The sequence below is a fragment of the Myxococcus hansupus genome (assembly GCF_000280925.3).
In the GTDB taxonomy this organism is placed as follows: Bacteria; Myxococcota; Myxococcia; order Myxococcales; family Myxococcaceae; genus Myxococcus; species Myxococcus hansupus.
On record NZ_CP012109.1, the window covers coordinates 8264189 to 8285107 of the forward strand.

The 20919-nt window shown below is 70.4% G+C and carries 18 protein-coding genes and 1 tRNA gene; 9 read left to right on the forward strand and 10 right to left on the reverse strand.

From position 1 onward, the window contains the following. Nucleotides 1-25 precede the first annotated feature (25 nt). From A176_RS32555 to A176_RS39455, 3 genes are all read right to left on the reverse strand, one after another. Nucleotides 26-2347: a protein-disulfide reductase DsbD family protein gene (locus A176_RS32555; RefSeq protein WP_044890173.1), complete on the reverse strand. Its 2322-nt coding sequence runs from the start codon at nucleotides 2345-2347 to the stop codon at nucleotides 26-28. Between the two features lie 201 nt (nucleotides 2348-2548). Then, complete coding sequence (locus A176_RS32560; protein WP_002640200.1) at nucleotides 2549-3802, reverse strand: vWA domain-containing protein; 1254 nt, start codon at nucleotides 3800-3802, stop codon at nucleotides 2549-2551. Between the two features lie 318 nt (nucleotides 3803-4120). Continuing rightward, the gene (locus A176_RS39455; protein WP_193409814.1) at nucleotides 4121-4282 is read right to left on the reverse strand and encodes a hypothetical protein; all 162 of its coding nucleotides are present in this window, start codon (nucleotides 4280-4282) and stop codon (nucleotides 4121-4123) included. 546 nt (nucleotides 4283-4828) lie between these two features. Here A176_RS39455 and A176_RS32565 point away from each other — a divergent pair. Beyond that, the gene (locus A176_RS32565; RefSeq protein ID WP_002640202.1) at nucleotides 4829-7009 is read left to right on the forward strand and encodes a (Fe-S)-binding protein; all 2181 of its coding nucleotides are present in this window, start codon (nucleotides 4829-4831) and stop codon (nucleotides 7007-7009) included. A gap of 98 nt (nucleotides 7010-7107) precedes the next feature. Here the strand turns inward: A176_RS32565 and A176_RS32570 are convergent, their stop codons facing one another. The 7 genes from A176_RS32570 to A176_RS32600 all read right to left on the reverse strand — a co-directional run bounded on the left by A176_RS32570 (nucleotide 7108) and on the right by A176_RS32600 (nucleotide 11937). Further along, nucleotides 7108-7578, reverse strand: a complete 471-nt coding sequence (locus tag A176_RS32570) for an ankyrin repeat domain-containing protein (RefSeq protein ID WP_002640203.1) — start codon at nucleotides 7576-7578, stop codon at nucleotides 7108-7110. 254 nt (nucleotides 7579-7832) lie between these two features. Continuing rightward, entirely contained in the window at nucleotides 7833-8357 is a 525-nt protein-coding gene (locus tag A176_RS32575; protein WP_002640204.1) for a DUF6484 domain-containing protein, read from the reverse strand. A gap of 147 nt (nucleotides 8358-8504) precedes the next feature. Next, on the reverse strand, nucleotides 8505-9479 hold the full coding sequence (locus A176_RS32580) for a TolB family protein (protein ID WP_002640205.1): 975 nt from the start codon (nucleotides 9477-9479) through the stop codon (nucleotides 8505-8507). Between the two features lie 90 nt (nucleotides 9480-9569). Further along, nucleotides 9570-10097 carry a non-proteolytic archaemetzincin-like protein gene (locus tag A176_RS32585; protein WP_002640206.1) on the reverse strand — a complete coding sequence of 176 codons (528 nt, stop codon included), beginning with the start codon at nucleotides 10095-10097 and terminating at the stop codon, nucleotides 9570-9572. Between the two features lie 60 nt (nucleotides 10098-10157). Further along, nucleotides 10158-10231, reverse strand: a tRNA-Gln gene (locus A176_RS32590). A gap of 192 nt (nucleotides 10232-10423) precedes the next feature. Then, nucleotides 10424-11581, reverse strand: coding sequence for an RtcB family protein (locus tag A176_RS32595; protein WP_002640207.1), 1158 nt, complete (start codon nucleotides 11579-11581; stop codon nucleotides 10424-10426). Further along, entirely contained in the window at nucleotides 11578-11937 is a 360-nt protein-coding gene (locus A176_RS32600) for a ribosome-binding factor A (protein WP_044890176.1), read from the reverse strand. The genes A176_RS32595 and A176_RS32600 overlap by 4 nt, the downstream gene beginning before the upstream one ends. 516 nt (nucleotides 11938-12453) lie before the next feature. On the opposite strand from A176_RS32600, the gene A176_RS32605 reads away from it, so the two are divergent. The 8 genes from A176_RS32605 to A176_RS32635 all read left to right on the forward strand — a co-directional run bounded on the left by A176_RS32605 (nucleotide 12454) and on the right by A176_RS32635 (nucleotide 20914). Further along, entirely contained in the window at nucleotides 12454-13845 is a 1392-nt protein-coding gene (locus A176_RS32605; protein ID WP_002640209.1) for a dihydrolipoyl dehydrogenase family protein, read from the forward strand. Between the two features lie 193 nt (nucleotides 13846-14038). Further along, nucleotides 14039-14602 (forward strand): glycosyltransferase family 87 protein, encoded by a 564-nt coding sequence (locus A176_RS40725; RefSeq protein WP_250635850.1) that lies wholly within the window; start codon nucleotides 14039-14041, stop codon nucleotides 14600-14602. After that, nucleotides 14596-15201: a hypothetical protein gene (locus A176_RS40730; RefSeq protein WP_420811421.1), complete on the forward strand. Its 606-nt coding sequence runs from the start codon at nucleotides 14596-14598 to the stop codon at nucleotides 15199-15201. The genes A176_RS40725 and A176_RS40730 overlap by 7 nt, the downstream gene beginning before the upstream one ends. 83 nt (nucleotides 15202-15284) lie before the next feature. Next, nucleotides 15285-16055 (forward strand): energy transducer TonB, encoded by a 771-nt coding sequence (locus A176_RS32615; RefSeq protein ID WP_002640211.1) that lies wholly within the window; start codon nucleotides 15285-15287, stop codon nucleotides 16053-16055. A 45-nt stretch (nucleotides 16056-16100) separates the two neighbouring features. Next, entirely contained in the window at nucleotides 16101-16853 is a 753-nt protein-coding gene (locus A176_RS32620; RefSeq protein WP_002640212.1) for a MotA/TolQ/ExbB proton channel family protein, read from the forward strand. Then, nucleotides 16837-17244 (forward strand): ExbD/TolR family protein, encoded by a 408-nt coding sequence (locus A176_RS32625; RefSeq protein ID WP_002640213.1) that lies wholly within the window; start codon nucleotides 16837-16839, stop codon nucleotides 17242-17244. Before A176_RS32620 ends, A176_RS32625 begins: the two co-directional genes overlap by 17 nt. An 11-nt stretch (nucleotides 17245-17255) precedes the next feature. Further along, complete coding sequence (locus tag A176_RS32630; protein ID WP_002640214.1) at nucleotides 17256-17681, forward strand: ExbD/TolR family protein; 426 nt, start codon at nucleotides 17256-17258, stop codon at nucleotides 17679-17681. Between the two features lie 77 nt (nucleotides 17682-17758). Further along, nucleotides 17759-20914 (forward strand): TonB-dependent receptor domain-containing protein, encoded by a 3156-nt coding sequence (locus A176_RS32635; protein WP_044890179.1) that lies wholly within the window; start codon nucleotides 17759-17761, stop codon nucleotides 20912-20914. The last annotated feature ends 5 nt before the right edge of the window (nucleotides 20915-20919 follow it).

Below are 20919 nucleotides of genomic sequence, written 5' to 3' on the forward strand. Positions count from 1 at the left end.
GGGGACAACGAAAGACAGCGATGCATCAGTGACTGGGGAAACCCGCGGCGCAGAGGACATTCGAGCCGCCCAGCTTGGAAGGCGCGCACTCCGCCGCGCGCTTCACGGCGTCCGAGACGAGCCCCGTCGTCAGCAGCTCCGACAGCACCTCCGGCTTGTCCGGCGCGCCTGGGCTCAGCACCAGGTACATGGGCACCCCCGCCCGGCCGTGCTCGGCCAGCTTGGCGGTGATGCGCGCGTCCCGGCGCGTCCAGTCCGCCACGAAGAAGGCCACGCGGTGCTGGATGAAGGCGTCGCGCACCTCGTCGGTGGACAGCACGGTGCGCTCGTTGAACTTGCAGGTGAGGCACCAGTCCGCCGTGAAGTCGATGAATACCGGCTGCCCGGCCGCCAGCGCCGTCTGCACGGCCGCGTCATCCCAGGGCTGCGCCAGCGCCATCGTGGACCCCGTCCGGGCCACCGCCGAGGGGCCTTGCTCCTCGAAGCGCAGCGTCAGCAGCCCCGAGGCCACCAGCACCCCCGCCGCCACGGCCACCGTGGCCAGCTTGCGCACGCCGTCCTGCGCCTGTCCCTGGCCATACAGCCAGGTGACGAGGCCCACCGCGACAAGGAACGCCAGGAGCCGCGCCATGCCGTCCACACCGGCGAGCCCGCCCATCACCCACACCAGCCAGACGGTGGTCGCCAGCAGCGCGAAGCCCAGCACCTGCTTGAAGCGCTCCATCCACGCGCCCGGCTTGGGCAGCTTCTTGGCCAGCCCCGGCACCAGCACCAGCAGACAGAAGGGCAGCGCGAGCCCCAGGCCCAGCGCGGTGAAGACGGCCAGCACCGTGGCGGGGCCCGCCGCGAAGGCGAAGCCCACCGCCGTGCCCAGCAGCGGCGCGGAGCACGGCGTGGCGAGCACCACCGCCAGCACGCCCTCGCCCGCGCTGTGCATCAGGCCGTGGCTCTGGTCCACCTTGCCCGCCAGCGCCGTGCCGTCCAGGCCCACGTTGAAGACACCGAAGAGGTTGAGCGCGAAGGCCACCAGCACCGCGCACACGCCCGCGACGAAGAGGGGCTCCTGGAACTGGAAGCCCCAGCCCACGCTGGCCCCGCCCGCGCGCACCGCCAGCACGCCGCCCGCCAGCAGCAGCATGGTGGCGATGATGCCTCCCGCGTAGGCCCCCGCGTGCGCGGCGACGCGGCCCTGCTCCTGCTGCACCATGCGCGTGAAGCCGTAGGCCTTCAGCGCCAGCACGGGGAAAACACACGGCATCAGGTTGAGCAGCGCGCCGCCGAAGAAGGCGAACACCAGCGCCAGCCCCAGGCCCACGGACGACTCCTGCGCGGGCGCCGCCACGGCCGCCGTACCCACCGGCTTCACCGCGGCGATGCTGTCCTTCACCGACGGAGGCTTCACCACCGCGGGCGTCCCCGCCGCGCCCACGGCCGCCACCATGGGGGCCAGCGGCGCCGTCACCTCGAGGTACTGGTAACCCGTGGCCGCCGTGCCCAACCGCAGCACGCCCGTGAGCCTCGGCGCGGTGGCCTGCACGTCCGGCTCCGCCTTGCCCTTCACCTTGAAGCGGCCGGGGCCCTCCGCCGTGAGGCCCAGGTTCGCGACGCCGGGGATGCGCTCGGCGATGAAGAAGTCACCCTCCACGGCGGGCACCGCCGCGCCGCCCGGGCCCGTCAGCGTCAGCGCGCCGGTGAACGCCTGGCCCGCGGTGAGGTTGGGCGCGTCCAACGCCACCGACACGGTGTGGCCGCTGTCCGCGAGGGGACGCGGCACCTTCGCCACCTCCGCGTCGAACACCGCCGCCGTCTCGGCGTCACGCAGCGTCTCCGGGCCGACCGGAATGGAGCGCGTCAGCATCAGCTCGGCGGGGATGCAGTGCACCTCGCACACCAGCGCCTCCACCGCGGCGGACAGCGTCAGCGCGCCAGCGGTGGCGCCTTCCGAGGCCTTCACGTCCGCGACGAGGATGGCCACGTCGTCATAGCCGTACGTGGTGATGAAGCCGTCCGACGTGCGGAAGGTGTCCGGGAAGGGCCACTTCAGCGGCCCCACCGTGGAGCCCGGCGTGTCCCACGCCACTTCCGTCTCCAGGCCGGAGTCGCCCGGGTTCTTCCAGTAGATGTGCCAACCCGGGTCCAGGCGGAAACGCACGCCCGCTCGGAAGGTGTCTCCCGGCTTCACCTGCGTCACGTCGACCAGGAGCGCGCCTTCGACCCGAGGCTTTCCCTGGTCGGGAGCGCTGGTCGCGACCGCCGACGCGGGCAGGTCCGCCCAGGCGACGGCCGCCAGCAACAGCAGTCCGATTCCACCAACCCGACCGAGCCTCTTGGACTGCCGATGCGTCATGCGATTCCCGTTAACCCAGAGGAGGCCAGCCCGCCAGCGGCAGACACGGGGCCCCGAGCACAGTGAACCATCCGGGCAGGCGGGCATTCCCCTCCGTTGACGCACCCGGCCTTGGCCCGAATGGACGACCGGGCGGCACAGGGGTTACAGCGTCACAGACGCAACGTCATGAGCCCACACAGGGGCAGCAGGCGAGCGCCGTCAGTCCTCGGTCTTCCAGGGAAGCAGCGCGGGCGCGGGCGCGGCGGGGCCCACGCGGCTCATGGTGATGCGGGAGACTTCCGAGTGCGCGCGGCGCATCACCAGCGCGGGGAGCTGGTTCGCGCGGCGCTCCAACACCCGGCGCAGGTCCGCCAGCCGCTCCACGTGGCGCTGGGCGGGAACCTCGGGCGCGCCGAGCCTCGCCAGCTTGTAGAGCGCGGCGTCGGCGGTCTCCAGCGCGCGCTCGGCGGCGTCCTGGTGACGGCGGCCCAGGGCCTTCCACGCGGCGGACTCGGCGGCGACCAGGTCCAGCTCGGCGGACACCGCGCGCACGTAGCGGCCCGAATCACTGTCGGGCAACACGCGCGTCACCGGCACGGAGATGCGCCGCGTGTCGCCGTGTTCGGTGAAGGACGTGGAGACGTTCAGGGTCCACTCCGCCTGGTCCAGCAGGCCGGCGAAGAGGACGCGGCGTGGGAAGGCCTGGGAGATGGCGCCCAGCGTCGCGCTCATCGCGTCGCCCTCGACGCGCGAGGGGTAACGGTGACGGCACCGCAGGTCCGCGAAGCCCGTGGGCAGCACGTGCACGCGCGCGTCGGCCACGACTTCACCGAAGAGCTCCGCGCCGAGCTGCCCCACGGCCATGGGCAGCCCTTCGGGGTCGTCCACGTGCACGAAGCCGGTGCCCGAGGGGCTGGTGAGCGCCTCGAGGATGTCGGGCAGGTAGTGCCGTCCCAGGCCCAGCGCGTGGAGCATCACGCCGGATTCGGAGACGCGGGCGCCCAGCGACTTGAACTCCGCGAGCTGCGACGGCCCCACGGAGGGCTCGCCGTCGGTGAGCATCAGGACCTGGGGACGGGCGCCGGGGACGAGCACGCGGCGGACGGATTCGGCGGCGCGCTCGACGGCCTCGTGCAGCGCGGTGCCTTCGCCGGACGCCAGGCGTGCGAGCACCTTGAGGAACTCCGCCCGGGCGGCGGTGTCCATGGCGCGCATGGGCAGCACCTGCTCGGGCTCGGCGTCGAAGGTGAGCAGGCCCAGGTAGTCGCGCGGGCTGGCACGCTCGACCAGCGCCTGGGCGGCCTGCACGGCGGCGAGCAGCGGGACGCCGCGCATGGAGGCGCTGCGGTCCAACGCCAGGTTGATGGCCACGGGCGCGCGGGGAGCGTCGGCGTCGGCCTCCAGGGTGACGAGGACGAGCACCTCACGGCCGTGCTCGGCGTCACGCTCTACTGCCCAGGCCATCTGCTTCATACGTACTCCCCCGTGTTCGCACGAGGCATTGTGCCGCGAATCAATCTGCCAGGCCGGAAGGCCTTCGATGCCGGAAGTCTCATGGGCCACAACGCGCGGGAGCGGGGGACGCTCACGGGCAGGCTGCGGGGTCTGAGAATGTCGGGAGTCGTGCTTTGGGGCAAGGGGGCGGGTCAGGATGTGCCGCACCCACACCGCGCCAGCCCGCTTGGGGAGATCAACCCGGGGGCTCACCTCGAAGGGAGCCGCCACACGGGCATCCAACGCCCTGGTTACCGCAGGAGCCCCCGCGCATCCACCGGCCGCGGGGGCCGCGAACTACTCAGCCGCACTCCAGCCGCCCCACGACTCCTCGGCGTAGCCCCAGCGGCGGCTGGGCGTGCCCTCGTCGGAACTCGAAGATTCCGATTCACCGTCCTGCCGCGGATCCACATAAGGCAACCCTTCATCATCCATGTAGGTGGTGTCGTCGTGAACCATGTCCGGCTCCTCTGGAGGCCACCCTGGTGAAGGTGGACGTCCCATTCCGGCCAACCCGGGCCCGCCCCATGCGGCACCCGCCCAAGCACTCGTTGACCGATTTACCGACCATGTTGGGGATGTCGCCTTGCGTTGTAAAGCCCCGGGCCTTTTAAAGTTCCAGGCCACATGTCGTCCATCTGCCTACCTGCCTACTCTCCAGTGAGAAGACCTCGTATTTCCAGGCAGTTACAATTCGTTGGACGTCCGACAATGCCCGTGGCAATCGTACAAGGTAAGCCTGGGGCGCCTGAGAGGGAACCCCACGGGCATTGACGACATGGCATTTTCAAGGCGCCCCGAATGGCGGGGCTCCGCCGGTAAATTCGTACGCCCCCCGCGCGCTCAGCGGCCGTCCAACGCCAGGTTTCTCCAGTGAAGGACACCTGGGGCAGCAGGGCGCTTGATTCGCGAATCACCCCTGTTAGGGTTGAAGCGTACTCAAGAAATTGCCGCGACGCGGCAGCCCGGGCCCATCCGCCGCGCCCTAGAGGTCCTTAGAGTCCCATGAGTCCCATCATCACCGGCCTGTTGCTTGCCCTCGCCATTCCCATCTTCGTCATCACCATGTCCGGGCGCGTGGGCGTCCTGCTGGCGATGAAGAAGGAGAACCGGCTCGACAACATCCCCTTCCGCGTGGCGCAGTTGGTGCGCTTCGGCCTCGGGCAGAAGCGACTGGTGGATCCGGAGGAGTTCACGCCGGGCCTGTTCCACGTCCTCATCTACGCGGCCTTCATGGTGCTGGCGCTGCGCACCATCATGCTGTTCGCCATGGGCTTCTCCACCACGGCGCTGGAGGTGCTGACGGACCTGAGCGTGCCGTTCTGGACGGATCAGCCCGCGCTGCTCTTCCTCTACAAGGTGTACCTGCTGGGCAAGGACGTGGTCGCCGCGCTGGCCCTGCTGGGCGTGGCCTACTACATCTGGGTCCGCTGGCAGGTGAAGCCGGACCGCCTGACGCCGTCGTGGGAGGCGTACCTCATCCTGTGCTTCATCGGCGGCCTGATGGTCTCCGAGTTCCTCTTCGGAGGCAGCCACCTGGTGGCCCAGGCCGCCGCCGCGCAGGCGCCCATCCCGGTGGTGTGGTGGGAGCCGTTCACCAGCCTGACGGGCATGGCGATGGCACCGCTGGGCGTCACCGCCGCGCACGTGGTGGGCGTGGCCGGCTTCTGGATTCACCTGGTCATCATCCTGTCGTTCCTGAACTTCCTGCCCATCGGCAAGCACTTCCACATCATCACCGGCCTGCCCACGGTCTTCTTCCAGCGCACGCACTCCACCGGCAAGCTGCCCACGCCGGACCTGGAGAAGGAGGAGTTCGGCGCGGCCACGGTGAAGGACCTGACGTGGAAGCAGGGCATGGACCTCTACTCCTGTACGGAGTGTGGTCGCTGCCAGACGCACTGTCCCACGTACATCACCGGCAAGCCGCTCACGCACAAGGCCGTCAACCAGGACCTGAAGCATTGGATCTGGGACAACGAGCAGTGGGTGGAGGAAGGCTACGGCCCCAACGGCATCAAGGAGCCGCTGCCGGAAATCGTCGGCAGCGCGCTGTCGGCGGAGACGGTGTGGGCGTGCACGAGCTGCGGCTGGTGCGAGCAGGCCTGCCCGGTGTTCATCGAGAACGTGCCGCGCCTCATCGACATGCGCCGCTACCAGGTGCAGGTGAAGGCGGAGTTCCCGGCGGAAATCCAGCGCGTGTTCGAGGGCATCGAGCGCCAGGGCAACCCCTGGGGCCTGGGTCAGGACCGGCGCGACGAGTGGGCGGAGGACCTGGCGCTGCCCACGTGGGGTGACGACGGCGGTCCGTACGAGTACCTCTTCTTCGTGGGCTGCGCGGGCAGCTACGACGACAAGCAGAAGAAGGTCAGCCGCGCGCTGGTGAAGATTCTGCGCGAGGCGGGCGTGAGCTTCGCCACGCTGTCCAAGCAGGAGATGTGCAACGGCGACTCCGCGCGCCGCATGGGCAACGAGTACCTGTTCCAGACGATGGCGAAGACGAACATCGAGTCGTGGAACTCGATGGGCGTGAAGGCCGTCATCACCCAGTGCCCGCACTGCTTCAACACCATCAAGAACGAGTACCCGGAGTTCGGCGGCGAGTACCGCGTCATCAACCACACGCAGCTCATCAACGAGCTGCTGAAGGAGAAGCGCATCCGGCTCTCCGCGGTGATGAACAGCAAGCTCACCTACCACGACCCCTGCTACCTGGGCCGCCACAACGGCGTCTACGACGCGCCCCGCGAGGTGCTCAACGCCATCCCCGGGCTCGAGGTGGTGGAGATGCAGCGCAGCAAGCGCGAGGGCTTCTGCTGCGGCGCCGGCGGCGGCCGCATGTGGATGGAGGAGCACATTGGCACGCGCATCAACCACAACCGGTTGAACGAGGCCGCGCTGACGCTGAAGCACGCCGAGGACCCGTCCACGCCGTACCCCAACGCCGCGGACAAGAAGAAGCCGGGCCAGGTGGGCGACTACAAGGAGCAGGGCGGCAGCGGCATCGTCGCGGTGGCGTGCCCGTTCTGCTCCACGATGCTCTCCGACGCGGTGAACGACACCGGCCGCGAGCAGAACATCAAGGTCAAGGACATCACCGAGCTGGTGGCCGACGCGCTGGAGACCAAGAGCGGCGCGGTGGGCACCGTGGCGCCGAGCGCGACGGTGAGCGCCAAGCCGGAGTAGCACCGGTGTGGCGGGCCCGCTGAAGGGCCCGCCCAGCGCCGCGTTTCACGGCCCAGGGCCCGGAGGCTTCCACCGAGAAGCCCCGGGCCTTCGCCGTTTCAGGGCTTGCGCTGCTTCTCCGAGCGGAAGACGCGCTCCAGGCGCTTGGTGGCGCCAGCGTCCCCCAGCTTGCCGGAGACGTACGCCCCCGCCGAGGCGAGCTTGCGGCGGAAGCTGTTGTCCTGGGGCTCGGGCCGGTCCAGGCGCAGGTCCGTGATGCCCAGGCCAGACAGCAGCGTGCGGGCCAGGTCCTGCTCATCCGCGCGCGCGTGGGGCATCAGCCACTCACAGACCTCGGTGTGGCCGTGCGCGGCGGCCATGATGAGCGCGGACTCACCGATGCGGTCCGTCAAGTCGGGCTCCGCGCCCGCGTCCAGCAGCAGTTGCACCAGGTCCGCCCGCCCCGCGCGGGCCGCGGCCATCAGCGGCGTGCGGCCCTCGGCGTCGAAGGGGTTCGGGTCCGCGCCGGCGGACAGGTGGGACTCCACGGCGTCACGGTCGCCCGCGAGCACGGCATCGAAGAGGGACATCGTCAGACCTCCGCGAGGCAGCATCGCGCCTCGGGCACCCGGACGCCAGTCGCGCCCGGCACACGGGATGGAACGCGCCCTGCCCTCGCGCCGAGCAGCCGCCTCGGACGAGGAGGCTTGCTCGCCGTGCGCACGCGCGGAGCAATCCCACGGAATCACCACGAGGCTTCGCCCCATCCCGGCACCTGCCGGGGGCCTTCTCGGACAGCGCGCATGCGGTGGTGCCCGGCACACGCGGAACTACGCCGGAGGCCTCAGTTGATTTCGACCGTGCCGCCCTTGATGCGGTGGGTGCCCGTGGCGCGCGACTCCAGGTAGGTCCCCTTCACGATGACCTTCCCGTTGCGGCGCAAGGTGATGCTGGCCTCGCCGCACTTGAGGACGACCTCGTCCTGCCCCTCGATGACGACGCGCTTGCCGTCCACGTGCGCCTCGGTGGGGCGCAGCACCGGCTCCGGGGCGGCCGGCTCCAGCAGCGCATCCAGCAGCGGCGTCGCGCTGGGCTCCTGGATGAGCCCCATGACGAAGGGCTGGCGCGGGTCGCCGTTCTCGAAGAGGAGCACCACCTTCTGCCGCTGGGCCACGGCCGCCTGGAGCGCCTTGGGCTCCACGACGACGGCGAGCCGCGCGGGCACCGGGCCCGCGGCGTTGCCCGGGAAGTCCACGAGCACCGCGCCGCTCACATCGAATCCGGTGAGGTGACCGGCGCGGCTCCCCAGGATGGGCTCCTCGGAACGCGCGCCGGAGGCGAGAGACTTGCTGTCGGGTGACACGCTCATGCCGGCATCTCCATGCGTCAGGCTACCGCAGGCGCCCCCCACGGCGCGAATCAGCCCCCGACGCCTCCCTCGTATGCTCGGAGGGCGGCGCCGGCGCCACCCCACCTGACCTGGACACGGCCACGCGGGGGACGCACCGAGCCCGGGTCAGAAGGGCCCGTACGACGGCTCGGCCGCGCTGGGCACCGCGAGCGACACCGAGCCGGTGGAGCCCGCGCCCACGCTCGCGCGGTAGATGCCCGTGTCGCTGCCGCCCGCGCTGACGAGGAAGCCAAGCTGGCTGGCGCCCGTCCACGTCGGCCACGACTCCTCGGAGCCCGGCCCGCTGTTGGTGACGCGCTGGAGCGCCCCCACGTTGGAGCCCGAGAGCTGCCCGACGAAGATGCGCGTGCCACCCGACGTCAGCCGCCCGTCCAACGCCACCTGGGCGCCGCTGGACGACACCGCCACGCGGTTCTCCACGAACTGCACGCCCGCGCTCAGGAAGCTGTAGGTGATGGTGCCGCCGTTGAGCGGAACGTAGGCAATCTGGTCCAGTTGATTGAGGCCGCTGCCCGCGCCCGCCACCACCGCGCTGCCGTTGGGCACGAACGAAGGCGCGCCGTAGGCGATGACGTTGTTGGGCGTGAGCTCCTGGAAGCCACTGCCGTCCGTGTTGATGCGCGCCAGCGCCGTCTGGGAGCTGTTGCCCGGCGAGAAGACGAAGACGACGCTGCGGCCGTCCGGGCTGAAGGTGGGCGTGCGGAAGTTGGCGCAGCCGCGCGCGCACGTCGGGTCGTTCGAGCGGAACAGCGTGGAGGGCGCGCCGCCCGAGGTGGGCACCGTCAGCAGCGCCGTGTCGCCGCCGCTGCGCTGGACGAACACCACGCTGCGGCCATTGCGCGACACGGAGGGCCAGTACGCGCCGCCCACGGTGGTGAGCCGCTGGGGGCTGTTGGCGTCGCCGTCATCGTCCACCACGAAGACGTTGCGGTCGTTGTCTCGCACGAAGGCGAAGCCCCGGGTGAACAGCACGTCCCCGATGCCACCACCGCCACCGTCGTCCAGGGGCTCGCACCCGCCCAGCATCCCCACCGCCAAGACCGCCCCGAGAAACCGCCTGTTGCCCGTCATCGTCGTCACTCCGCTTCCCGGCCGAAAGAGAGCCCCGTACTACAGGGCGCACCGGGTCCGACGTCAACGCGCCGCGGGTGATTCAATGCCCGGCGGCTGTCAGCGATTGAGCTTCTGAAGCTCGTTGCGGCAGAGGTTGCAGAGCGAGAGCTGCTTGCGGTCGCAGTCCTGCGGCGTCTGGGCGAAGAACATCACGCACCGCGGGTCCTCGCAGTAGGACAACCCGAGCAGGTGCCCCGCCTGGTGAACCACCTCCACCTGCGCGCGGCGGCGGAGCGTGTCGCCGGTGGCGCCCTGGGACAGACGGTTGAGGCTCATCACCGCCGTCTTGGACTCACGGTCCGCCTCGCCGAAGACGAAGGGAGAGTCGGGCACGAAGAGGTCCACGTCGGTGATGCCCATCACCGCGAACTGGCCGGCCTCCAGCATGGGCGTGAGCCGCCGCATGATGGCGTTGCAGTGGTACTGGCCACGGTCCTTGTTGAAGGCGTAGGCGGGCGACTGGAGCACCGTCTTCGACACCGCGACGGAGACACCCATGTGTGCCGCCAGCGGGTCCTGCAAATCCCGCTGAAGCGAAGCGGGCGGGCTACCCACGGAGACCAGAAGGAGTGTCTTCTGCGGCATCGGCCCACCGTCCTTCGTGCACGGACAGACGCGTGGCTACCGCGTCCCCCCGGAGCGGAGTGGCTGGGGCGCAAGGATTCGAACCTTGATACTCAGAGTCAAAGTCTGATGTCCTGCCATTAGACGACGCCCCAGCAGGTTCTCTCGTGTACTTCTGGTGGCCGAGTGTACGGCATCCCGACGGGTGCGGGGAACTCCCCTGACGCGGTTCCCTTCACCTGTCAGCCACTGGACCCCTGGCCCGGGCCAAAAGCCGGGCGGGTTGTCGCTCTTTCTTGACACCGGGAGTAAAGCCCCCCGCTTTCACGGGGGGCCCAGGCCCTCGGTCAGCCCTTCAGGACGGCGAGCGGCGTGAGGCGCACCAACGGCCGGACCAGGTCCGCCTCGTCCTCCAGCACCTCGGTGATGTCGCGGTAGGCGGCGGGGGCCTCCTCCACCAGCGCGGCGGTGCGCCCCCGCTCATACACCACGCGTCGCAGCGCCTGCTCCAACGCCGCCGGGCGGATGCGGGCTCGCGCCTCCGTCCGCGTGAGGACGCGCCCGGCGCCATGCGAGCAGGAGCCGAAGGCTCGCGGCTCCCCCAGTCCTTCCACGACGTACGACGCCGTGCCCATGGAGCCGGGGATGAGCCCTCGCTCGCCGGCCTGGAGCCCGACGGCGCCCTTGCGGTGGACCCACACCTCGCGGCCCGCGTGGACCTCCCGGGCCACGTGGTTGTGGTGGACGTCCACGGCGGAGCCGGGCTCGGCGGCCACGCCCAACGCGTCTTCCAGGACCGCCAACGCCCGCGCGGCGAGGGTGTCCCGGTTCGCCCGGGCGAAGCGGCAGGCCCACTGTGTGTCCGCGAGGCAGGCGGCGCCCTCGTCGGTGTGGAGGCTCAGGGCGGGCAGGTGCCCCTCCCCGAGCGCCCGCGCCACGCGGCCGTGGTGGTCCGCGATGGCCGCGCCCACGCCCCGGGAGCCGGTATGCAAGAGGAGCCAGAGGGCGCCCTCCGCGTCCCGGTCCAGCTCGAGGAAGTGGTTGCCACCCCCGAGCGTCCCCAGGTGCCTGGGCGCCAGCCGCTCCCAGGCGTGGCACAGCTTCCGGGTGGACAGGGGTGGCGACGCCAGCGCGGCGGGCAGCGGCAGCCCCTTTCCCCGGTGGACCGCGTCGCCCACGGGCACCACCTCCGCCAGCCGCGCCAACACGCGCTCCAACACGTCGCGGCCGGGCAGCCCTTCGGTGAGCGGGAAACGCCAGGCGCTCACGCCGCAGCCCAGGTCGCCCCCCAGCGCCCCCGGCACCACGTGGTGGTCCGTGGCGAAGACGGTGCCCACGGCGATGCCCGAGGCGACGTGGAGGTCCGGCATGGCGGCGACGTGCTCCACCACGTAGGGCTGGGCGGCGAGGTACCGCAACTGCTTCTCCGCGCCCGGCGGCAGCGCGCGGGCCCAGACGAGGATGGGCCGGCCCCCGGGCACGGCGGGAAGGACGCGAGGCATCATGACTCGCCCTCCGCCGCGCCGGGGACCTGCGCCGAGACGCCGATGAAGATGAAGCGCAACTGCGGCGCGCGCTTGAGGTCGAGGTGCTCCGCGAGCTGCGAGCGCAGGTAGCCGCTGGCGCGGTCCAACGCCTGTTGCACGGGACGCAGGCCGGCGGATTCGACCTCCGGCGTGACGGTGTAGCCAATGCGGACGAGGCGGCCATCCGGCGCCAGCTCGAAGGACGTCAGCGCGACGCCTTCGAGCATCGGGTCGGACAGCTCACCTCGGAAGGTGCGGGCCACTTCTTGAGACAAATGGGACTGCACGCGCAGATGGCGCGCGGCCGGTTGACGGCGATTCCTGGAAGAAGACATGAGCGGACGAACGGTTCCCAAGAGGCCGCGCGGTGCCCCGGCGCGCGCACGGATTCAAACCGTGGGCGACGCACAGGACACACGCCGGCCCGTGGTACGGCGGAAAAGGCTCCGCGCACCTTGGCGTGTCCGAGAACGCTGGGAACGCACTCCGTCCCGCTCAGCTCGAGCGGCTCAGCGAGGGAGGCGGTCCACGCGGTCCAGCACGTTCAGCGCGAAGCGACCCGAGACTCCGTTCGTGACACGTCCCATGGCACACCTCCCGCCGCGCGCGAGACTCCGGCGCGAACCGTGACGCTTCGCGGGAAGGATGCGACCGGCCTCCTGTCCCCGTCAAGCGGCCCACCCCGACGTCAGGACGCGAGCAGACCTGACAGCCAGCCACCTTTCCGACCCAGGCCCTGTGGCAGGTGTCGGCGGGTGACCAACCTCACTTTCCAGCAGCGAACGTGCGTCCCAACGAGGCATGGGCCGCGCCCGCCTTCGCGCTACGGAGCGGGCACGAGGTGAATGCACATGGCGGATGCTTTCGACGTGGTGGTGATTGGCGCGGGGCCCGCGGGCGAGGTCGCCGGTGCACGCGCGGCGGAGGCCGGGCTGTCGGTGGCGTTGGTGGAGCACGAGCTGCTCGGCGGCGAGTGCTCGTACTGGGCCTGCATCCCCAGCAAGGCCCTGCTGCGCCCGGGTGACGCGCGGTGGCTCGCAGAACACGCCGCTGGCGTCCGCGAGACACTCAAGGGCCCCATCGACGCGCGCGCCGTGTTGGCCCAGCGCGACGCCATGGTGAGCCACTACAACGACGACTCCCAGGTGAAGTGGGCCGAGGACGCGAAGCTGAAGGTGATTCGCGGCACGGGCAAACTCACCGGCCCGCGCAAGGTGCGGGTGGAGAGCAAGGACGGCACCGTGCGCGAGCTGGAGGCCCGCAAGGCGGTGGTGCTGGCCACCGGCAGCCGACCCCGCATCCCCGATGTCCCCGGCCTGCGGGACGCGAAGCCCTGGGACAACCGTCAGGGCACCGGCGCCCAGCAGGTGCCCAAGCGGCTGGTGGTGCTGGGCGGCGGCGCGGTGGCGGTGGAGCTGGCCCAGGCCTGGCGCTCACTGGGCGCCGAGGTGACGCTGGCGCAGCGAGGAAAAGGCCTGCTGTCCCGCGCGGAGCCCTTCGCCGGTGAGCAGGTGGCCCAGGCCCTGCGTGACGCCGGCGTCCAGGTCCGGCTCGGCGTGGAGGCCACGCGCGTCCAGCGCCCCGGCGGCAAGGGCGAGGTGACGGTGACGCTGTCCAACGGCGAGGAGGTCCGCGCCGACGAAATCCTGGTGGCCATGGGCCGAGTACCCCGCACGGACGGATTGGGACTGGAGACGGTCGGGCTCCAGGGTGGCAAGCCGGTGGCGGTGGATGACCAGCTCCGCGCCAAGGGCGTGGAGGGCGGCTGGCTCTACGCCTGCGGCGACGTCAACGGCCGCAACCTCCTCACCCACATGGGCAAGTACCAGGCCCGCATGGTGGGGGACGTCATCGCGGGCAAGCAGGCCAAGGCCTGGGCGGACGCCAAAGCCACGCCCCAGGTCGTCTTCACCCATCCGCAAGTGGCCTCCGTGGGACTCACCGAGGCCAAGGCCCGCGAGGCGGGCATCCCGGTGCGCACGGTGGAGAAACACCTCCAGGATGTGTCCGGTACCTCATTGATGGGCAAGGGGCTCACCGGCACCGTGAAGTGGGTGGTGGATGAGAAGCGCCGGGTCCTCGTCGGCGCCACCTTCACCGGGCCCGAGGTGGGCGAGATGCTCCACGCGGCCACCATCGCCGTCGCGGGGGAGGTGCCGCTCGACACGCTCTGGCACGCGGTGCCTTCGTTCCCCACCATGAGCGAGGTGTGGTTGAAGCTGATGGAGGACTACGGCCTGTAGCGCGCCGGGCCCCTCCGTTGCGTGCGCGGCGACGGGCGTGGAATGGTGCCGCTCCCCACCCCACCCCACCGCCCACATGACCGCTGCCGACCCAGGCCCCCTCGGGCCTGCCTCTCCCGTTCCGGACGCCGCGCCGGTTGGCACCGCCGGCTCCGAAGCACAGGCCCCGTGGGCGCGGAGGGCCTGGTGGCTCGTGCTGCTCGTGCTCGCGGTGGCCGCCGTCGCCGTGGGCCAGCACCCTCGCCGGGGCGTGGACTTCCGCGTCTACCTCATGGCCGCGGAGCGCTTCCTCGAGGGCACGGACATCTACCGCCTGTCCGACGGCACCATGCCGTTCAAGTACGCGCCCATCACCGCGCCCCTCTTCCTCCCCTTCACCCTGCTGCCCGCGCGCGCCGCCGTCGCGCTGTGGAACCTTTGCTCCATCGCCGCGCTCGTCCTGGTGGCCCGGCTCACCACCCGCGCCCTCCCCGGAAAGGGAGAAGCCACGCCCTGGACTTGGGCCCCCGTCCTGACGACGCTGGCCCTGCTGCCGGCCTTCACCTACGAGCTGTTCTATGGACAGGTGGACGCCGTCATCCTCCTCCTCATCCTCCTCTCCACGCGCGGCGCCGAGCGCGGACAGGTGTGGCGCCCCGGGGTGGCCTTCGCCATCGCCTTCCTCCTCAAGCCCCCGCGGCGCTCGTCGGACTCTTCTTTCTGTGGCGCCGCCACTGGCGCGTGCTGGGCGCCACCGCCGTGGTGGGCGCCGTGCTGACCCTGCCTTTGCTGATTCACTACGGCGGGGATGGAACATTCCTCCAATTCCACCTCTGGCGAGACACCCTCGCGCGCACCACCCCACCCTGGGCGCTGCAATCCAATACCCAGGGGCTGCCCACTTTGTTGTTGTCACTGGTGTATCCGCCCGAAACCGTGGTGCTGCCGGGTGCGATGTCCTTGGCACAGGCCGCGGCGTTGGGCTTTTTCGTCGCCGCGGTGGTGTGGGCACGCCCCGGACCCGCGGACCTCATCGCCATGTGTTGCCTTGGCGTCACGCTGCTGTCACCGCTGGCGTGGCGCGCGAACTACGTGCTGGCGTGGCCGTTGATCCGCGCGGCGGTGGAGAGCCGGCACCGGCCCAACCTGGTGCTGGTGGGGCTCGTGGCGCTCACGGGCGTCCTGGTTTCCGACTCGGTGCTCGGCGTGGAGTGGAGCCGTCACGTCCTCCTGTGGCGGCCCTTCGCCCTGGTTTACGCCGCGTTGTTGTTGGCGCTGCTGTTACAGACTCGGCGCATGGGCGCACCTCGCGCCACGGTTGAACACAATGTCGTGGCACGCCTGCCACGCTGCTTTGGTGGCCGCCTGTCGCCGTGACGCGTCCGTGATTTTGATGAAGGCAAAGTGTCACGGGCTTCGGACGGGTCCGACACATGGCGTCGCTATATGCGCGTCCAGTCATGTTCGAGACCTTCGACAGTGGCCCGGACGTCCATTCGGCGCGGCGGTTCGCGCTTTCCACCACGGCCTCCGTCGCCGTGTTCGCGCTGATGGGCATTGCCGCCATCACCGCCGCAGGCAAGGTGACGGAAGTCATCAAGGAGAAGAAGGGCACGGATGTGGTGTTCCGTCCGCCGCCCCCTCCTCCGCCCCCCGTCGTCGAGGTGAAGCCTCCACCTCCTCCACCCAAGCCGAAGCTGGCGCCCAAGCCCGCGCCGCCGGCCGCCGCGATGGCGCCGCCTCCCGCCGCGCCCGCCGTGGCGCCGGCCAACATCGTCGTTCCCAAGGAAGTGCCGCTGGAGAAGCCTCCCGAGGCCGCCACGGAGACGGTCGCCGCGGCGCCCATCGCCGTGGGTGGCACCGGCACGCTGGTGCCGGGCGGTGTCGTGGGCGGTGTTCCCGGTGGTGACACCCTGGCGGGCGGTGGCGGGCGCGCCGCGCCCATCAACCTGCCCGAGTCCGGCACGCCGCCGGAGCCGCTGACCTCCAACCTCACACCCGAGTACCCCGCCGAGGCCCGCTCCAAGGGCCTGGAAGGCATGGTCATCCTCAAGGGCGTGGTGGGCGTGGATGGCCGCGTCAGCAATCTGAAGGTGATGCGCGGTGACGAGCCCTTCGCCAGCGCGGCCATGGCCGCCGCGAAGACGTGGCGTTTCAAGCCCGCCATCGTCGCCGGTCAGCCCACCGCCGTGTTCCGCATCTTCAAGGTTCCGTTCCGTCTCAAGTCGTAGGCCGTCACGCCACACCCGCACCTGCCCCCCAGGAGCAAACCCGTCATGAATTTCAATCTCAGGGACATCTACAACCACATGGGTGTGTTCGCGCTGGGTATCGCGTGGACGCTCATCCTCTTCGCCATCGCGTCCCTCGCGGTCTTCTTCGAACGCCTCTTCGTCTTCTTCCGCTCGCGCTCCATCTCCAAGCGTTTCGCGTCCCGCGCCGGCCCGCTGCTCACCCAGAACCAGCACGAGGCGCTGGTGAAGGAGGCCGAGGCCACCAAGGGCAGCCACCTGGCCATGCTGCTGGGCGGCGGCATGAAGCACTACCTCGCCAAGTCCCGCGCTCCGGCCGGCAAGCTGGGCCCGGTGGAGCTGACCCGGCGTGAGCTGGTCCGCGTCAACGAGCGCGTCAGCGCGGACGTGCGCCGCGGCATGTCGGTGCTCGCCACCGTCGGCTCGGTGGCCCCGTTCGTCGGTCTGCTCGGCACCGTCGTGGGCATCATCGAGGCCTTCTCCGGTATCGCCAAGGAGGGCTCGGGCGGCCTGGGCGCGGTGTCCGCCGGTATCGCCGAGGCGCTCGTCGTCACGGCGCTGGGTCTGCTCGTCGCCATCCCCGCGGTGCTGATGTTCAACTTCCTGTCCACCCGCGCGGACGCGCTCCAGCTCTCCCTGGACGCGGCTCGCAGCGAGTTCATGGACTACCTGGAGGACTTGAGCCCCCAGAAGGCCGCCGCCACCAGCGGCGCCGCCGTGGCCACGGGGCCGGAGCTCGCCGCTCGCAAGGAATCCCGCGATGTCCACCCCGCGTAGGAGCCTGACGCCGGAGATGAACGTGACGCCCCTGGTGGACGTCGTGCTCGTCCTCCTCATCATCTTCATGGTCGTCACGCCCCAGATTGAGTCCGGCGCCGCGGTGGAGCTGCCCACCGCGACGAACCCGGACAAGGAGAACAAGGAGCTGACGCCCACCACGGTGAGCCTCTCCGCGACAGGCGCGTTCTACCTGGACCGCAAGGAGCTCAAGCGTGACGCGCTCATGGCCGAGCTGAAGGCCGTGCGCGCCAAGGACCCGGACTCCCCGGTGGTGCTCAAGGCGGACCGCGGCGTGCGCTACTCCGAGGTGCGCGGCCTCTTCAAGGCCATGCAGGAGCTGGGTTTCCCCGGCATCAACCTTCAGGTCGTCGACAAGCCGAAGAACTAGGAGCGCACGCCATGGCATTCGACCTCGGAGGCGGAAAAGGCGGTATCCGCCCGGCGATGAACGTGACGCCCCTGGTGGACGTGGTGCTCGTCCTCCTCATCATCTTCATGGTCGTCACGCCTTTGATGACCAAGCAGATGTGGATGACGGTGCCCGCCAAGGGTGATGACCAGGAGGCGCCTCCGCCTCCTCCCGATGCAGTGCCACCGGTGGTGCTCACGGTGGACAAGTCCGGCGTGCTGCGCATCAACCGGGAAGAAGTCGCCCGCGACCAGGTCGTGGCCCGGCTGCAACGCATGCTCAACGCGCGTCCGGACAAGATTGTGTTTTTCGACGCCAGTGATGATGTGCCGTACGGCGCCGCCATGGACGTGCTGGACCTCGCGCGAGGCGGGGACATCACGGTCGGCGTGTTGCCGGACAAGCTCGCGGATTGATGCAGCGCCGCGGCGGACCGTGACACCAAGTTTGCGGTCCGCCGCCTGAATCGTCACAGCCCCTTCATCCAGATGCCATGCGTGTCGCGTTCTCTACGCGCACCTCGGTAAGGAGTGTCGTGTTGTCTCGCACTGCCAACCTGCGCGCCTTCTTGGCTGCGCTTGTCATTACAGCTACGCCCGTGTTCGCACAGGCGCCCGGTGTTCCGGCCACGGCGCCCGCTCCCGCGGTCGACCCTGTCACGCAACCCCTCCCCGAACCCGAGGAAACCCAAACTCCGCCCGCGACGCAGCAGACTCCCGCCGCGGCTGATCCTTCCGGTACGCCCCCCGCCGCGCAGCAGCCGGGTACGGAGACGTCTCCCACCGCCGCGCAGCCGGGCACTGAAACGCCGCCCACCGCGCAGCAGCCGGGCACGGAGACCGACCCCACCGCCGCGCAGCCGGGCACGGAGACCGACCCCACCGCCGCGCAGCCCGCCGCTCCCGCCGACGACGGTGCCCTGGGCGCCGAGGGCATGGACGACGAGATGCTCGCGGAGTCCTCCGTTCCGCCGCCGGGCTTCACCGGCATCTACGGCCGCGTGGTGGACGAGACGAACGGCGAGGGCCTCATCGAGGCCACGGTGAAGGTCGTCACCGGCGCGCAGAAGCAGGTGCTCACGGACCTGGACGGCTACTACCGGGTGGCGCTGCCTCCCGGGAAGTATGACCTGCGCGTCTTCTATGACGTGTACCAGGGCCGCCGCATCACCGGCGTCGTGGTGACGCAGGGCAAGGCGACCAAGCTGGACGTCGCGCTCAGCGCCGACGAAGGCGCCGTGCAGGAGGTCGTCGTCGAGGCCCGCGCGGACCGCCGTGCCGAGGGCGCGCTGCTCCAGGAGCGCAAGAAGGCCGCCGCCGTGTCGGACGCCATCAGCGCGCAGGAAATCGCGCGCACGCCGGACTCCAGCGCCTCCGACGCCGTGAAGCGCGTGGTGAGCGCCACGGTGGTGGACGGCCGCTACGTGCTGCTGCGCGGCCTGGGTGGCCGCTACAGCACCACGCTGCTCAACGGCGCGCTGCTGCCCAGCCCCGAGCCGGACGAGCCCAGCGTCCCGCTGGACATCTTCCCCACCAACCTGCTCGCCAACCTCAACATCGTGAAGAGCTACACGCCGGACCTGCCGGGCACCTTCGGCGGCGGCACGCTGCTCATCGAGACCAACTCCTACCCCAGCGAGTTCGAGCTCAAGCCGCGCATCACCCTGGGCGGCGACTCCGTGACGACGTTCCGCGAGCGCAACAGCCAGGCCCAGGGCGGCTTCGGCGAGGCGCTGGGCTTCCCCAGCAGCAGCCGCCAGCTTCCGGGCGCGATTCCGCGCAACGCCCAGCTCGGCGCGTCCGGCGAATCCCGCGAGGTGCTCGCGCAGCAGTTCCGCAGCTTCCCCAACATCTGGGAGGCCCGCCGCACCACGGCGCTCCCCAACATGGGCGTGGGCGTGTCGGTGGGTGACACCCTGCGCTTCGGAAACAGCCGCCTGGGCTACCTGGTCAGCGGCAACTACGGCCACCGCGACGGCGTCCAGGAAGGCACCTTCGCCCGCGCCTCCCGCGACGAGAACGACCAGCTCTACGCCTTCGAGTCCGCCAACAACAGCCAGGGCTTCGAGACGGCCAGCCTCAGCGGCCTGGGCAGCGTGGGCTTCCAGATTGACCGCGACAACGAGCTGACCTGGTTTGGCCTCTACACCCGCGGCACCGACACGCGCACGCACACCGCGGTCGCCTCGAACCTCATCCGGAGCGAGCGCCAGGAGAGCACGCGGCTCCAGTTCGTCAGCCGTCAGCTCTTCTTCAACCAGCTCCGAGGCTTCCACCGCCTGGGGCTGCTGGGCGACGCGGAGCTGGACTGGCAGGCCAACGTGTCCCGCGTGGACCGCGACGAGCCCGACACCCGCGACACGCTCTACCTCAACAACTTCAACGTCCCCGACACGGTCCCCACCTTCCCCAACCAGCCTAACAGCGGCGAGCGCTTCTTCGCCGAGCTGGGTGAGACGTCCACGGGCGGCAGCCTCAACGTCACCGTGCCCCTGTCCGCCGTCAAGCTGAAGGCCGGCGGCCTGGCCCAGGTGTCCTTCCGCGACTTCGGCGCGCGCCGCTTCCGCTACCTGCTGGGCACCACGCCGGTGGACCGCAGCCTCCCGCCCGAGCAGCTCTTCGCGCCGGAGAACCTGGGCACCAGCATCAACGTGCGCGACTCCACCCGCGCGGACGACGCGTACGACGCCTACCTGGGCATCTTCTCGGGGTACGTCTCCGCGGACGCCCAGCCCCTGGAGGCCCTTCGCCTGGTGGGCGGCCTGCGCCTGGAGACCTCCAGCCAGGTGCTGACGGTCAAGGACCCGTTCACGGGCGCCCGCGGTACGGAGAGCCGCTCCGACTACGCGAACCTGCTGCCGTCCCTCAACGCCATCTACGCGCTCACCCCGTCGGTGAACCTGCGCGGCGGCTACAGCTACACGCTGGCGCGGCCCACCTTCCGCGAGCTGGCGCCCTTCATCTACTTCGACTTCGTGCGCCGCCGGAACGTGTCCGGCAACCCGGACCTGCAGCAGACGCGCCTCCACAACGTGGACGCCCGCATCGAGTGGTTCGCGGGTGAGAACGAAGTGCTGGCCGCCAGCGCCTTCTACAAGCGCTTCGAGAACCCCATCGAGCGTGTCATCAACAACCCGGAGGCGCAGGACCTCAGCTACCGGAACGCCGCGGGCGCGGACACGTACGGCGTGGAGCTGGAGGCCCGCACCTCCCTGGCGCGCCTCACCGAGACGCTGCGCGACGTGCGCGTGGGCGCCAACCTCACGCTCATCCGCTCCGAGGTGGACCTGGGCGACAGCAACGTGGGCTCGCAGACGAACCGGCGGCGTCCGCTCCAGGGCCAGTCGCCCTACGTCATCAACTTCAACGCCGGCTACCTGCGGCCGGAGAGCGGCACCGAGTTCACCGTCCTCTACAACGTCTACGGCGCGCGCATCAGCGAGGTCGGCGTCCAGTACCTCCCCGACGTCTACGAGCGTCCCTTCCACCGCCTGGACATCTCCGTGGCCCAGCAGTTGGGCTCCGCGCAGCTCAAGCTCACCGCAGCCAACCTCCTCAACTCCTCCGTCACGCTCCGCCAGGAATCGGTGGTCGTGCAGTCGTACAAGCCCGGCATCGCCTTCAGCGCGTCGCTGGGTTGGTCCCTCTAAACCCG

What these genes read in the sequence shown, in the direction of transcription:
- A176_RS32555 (WP_044890173.1), bottom strand. Translation starts at nt 2,347, where the DNA reads ATGACGCATCGGCAGTCCAAGAGGCTCGGTCGGGTTGGTGGAATCGGA.
- A176_RS32560 (WP_002640200.1), bottom strand. Translation starts at nt 3,802, where the DNA reads ATGAAGCAGATGGCCTGGGCAGTAGAGCGTGACGCCGAGCACGGCCGT.
- A176_RS39455 (WP_193409814.1), bottom strand. Translation starts at nt 4,282, where the DNA reads ATGGTTCACGACGACACCACCTACATGGATGATGAAGGGTTGCCTTAT.
- A176_RS32565 (WP_002640202.1), top strand. Translation starts at nt 4,829, where the DNA reads ATGAGTCCCATCATCACCGGCCTGTTGCTTGCCCTCGCCATTCCCATC.
- A176_RS32570 (WP_002640203.1), bottom strand. Translation starts at nt 7,578, where the DNA reads ATGTCCCTCTTCGATGCCGTGCTCGCGGGCGACCGTGACGCCGTGGAG.
- A176_RS32575 (WP_002640204.1), bottom strand. Translation starts at nt 8,357, where the DNA reads ATGAGCGTGTCACCCGACAGCAAGTCTCTCGCCTCCGGCGCGCGTTCC.
- A176_RS32585 (WP_002640206.1), bottom strand. Translation starts at nt 10,097, where the DNA reads ATGCCGCAGAAGACACTCCTTCTGGTCTCCGTGGGTAGCCCGCCCGCT.
- A176_RS32595 (WP_002640207.1), bottom strand. Translation starts at nt 11,581, where the DNA reads ATGATGCCTCGCGTCCTTCCCGCCGTGCCCGGGGGCCGGCCCATCCTC.
- A176_RS32600 (WP_044890176.1), bottom strand. Translation starts at nt 11,937, where the DNA reads ATGTCTTCTTCCAGGAATCGCCGTCAACCGGCCGCGCGCCATCTGCGC.
- A176_RS32605 (WP_002640209.1), top strand. Translation starts at nt 12,454, where the DNA reads ATGGCGGATGCTTTCGACGTGGTGGTGATTGGCGCGGGGCCCGCGGGC.
- A176_RS32615 (WP_002640211.1), top strand. Translation starts at nt 15,285, where the DNA reads ATGTTCGAGACCTTCGACAGTGGCCCGGACGTCCATTCGGCGCGGCGG.
- A176_RS32620 (WP_002640212.1), top strand. Translation starts at nt 16,101, where the DNA reads ATGAATTTCAATCTCAGGGACATCTACAACCACATGGGTGTGTTCGCG.
- A176_RS32625 (WP_002640213.1), top strand. Translation starts at nt 16,837, where the DNA reads ATGTCCACCCCGCGTAGGAGCCTGACGCCGGAGATGAACGTGACGCCC.
- A176_RS32630 (WP_002640214.1), top strand. Translation starts at nt 17,256, where the DNA reads ATGGCATTCGACCTCGGAGGCGGAAAAGGCGGTATCCGCCCGGCGATG.
- A176_RS32635 (WP_044890179.1), top strand. Translation starts at nt 17,759, where the DNA reads ATGCGTGTCGCGTTCTCTACGCGCACCTCGGTAAGGAGTGTCGTGTTG.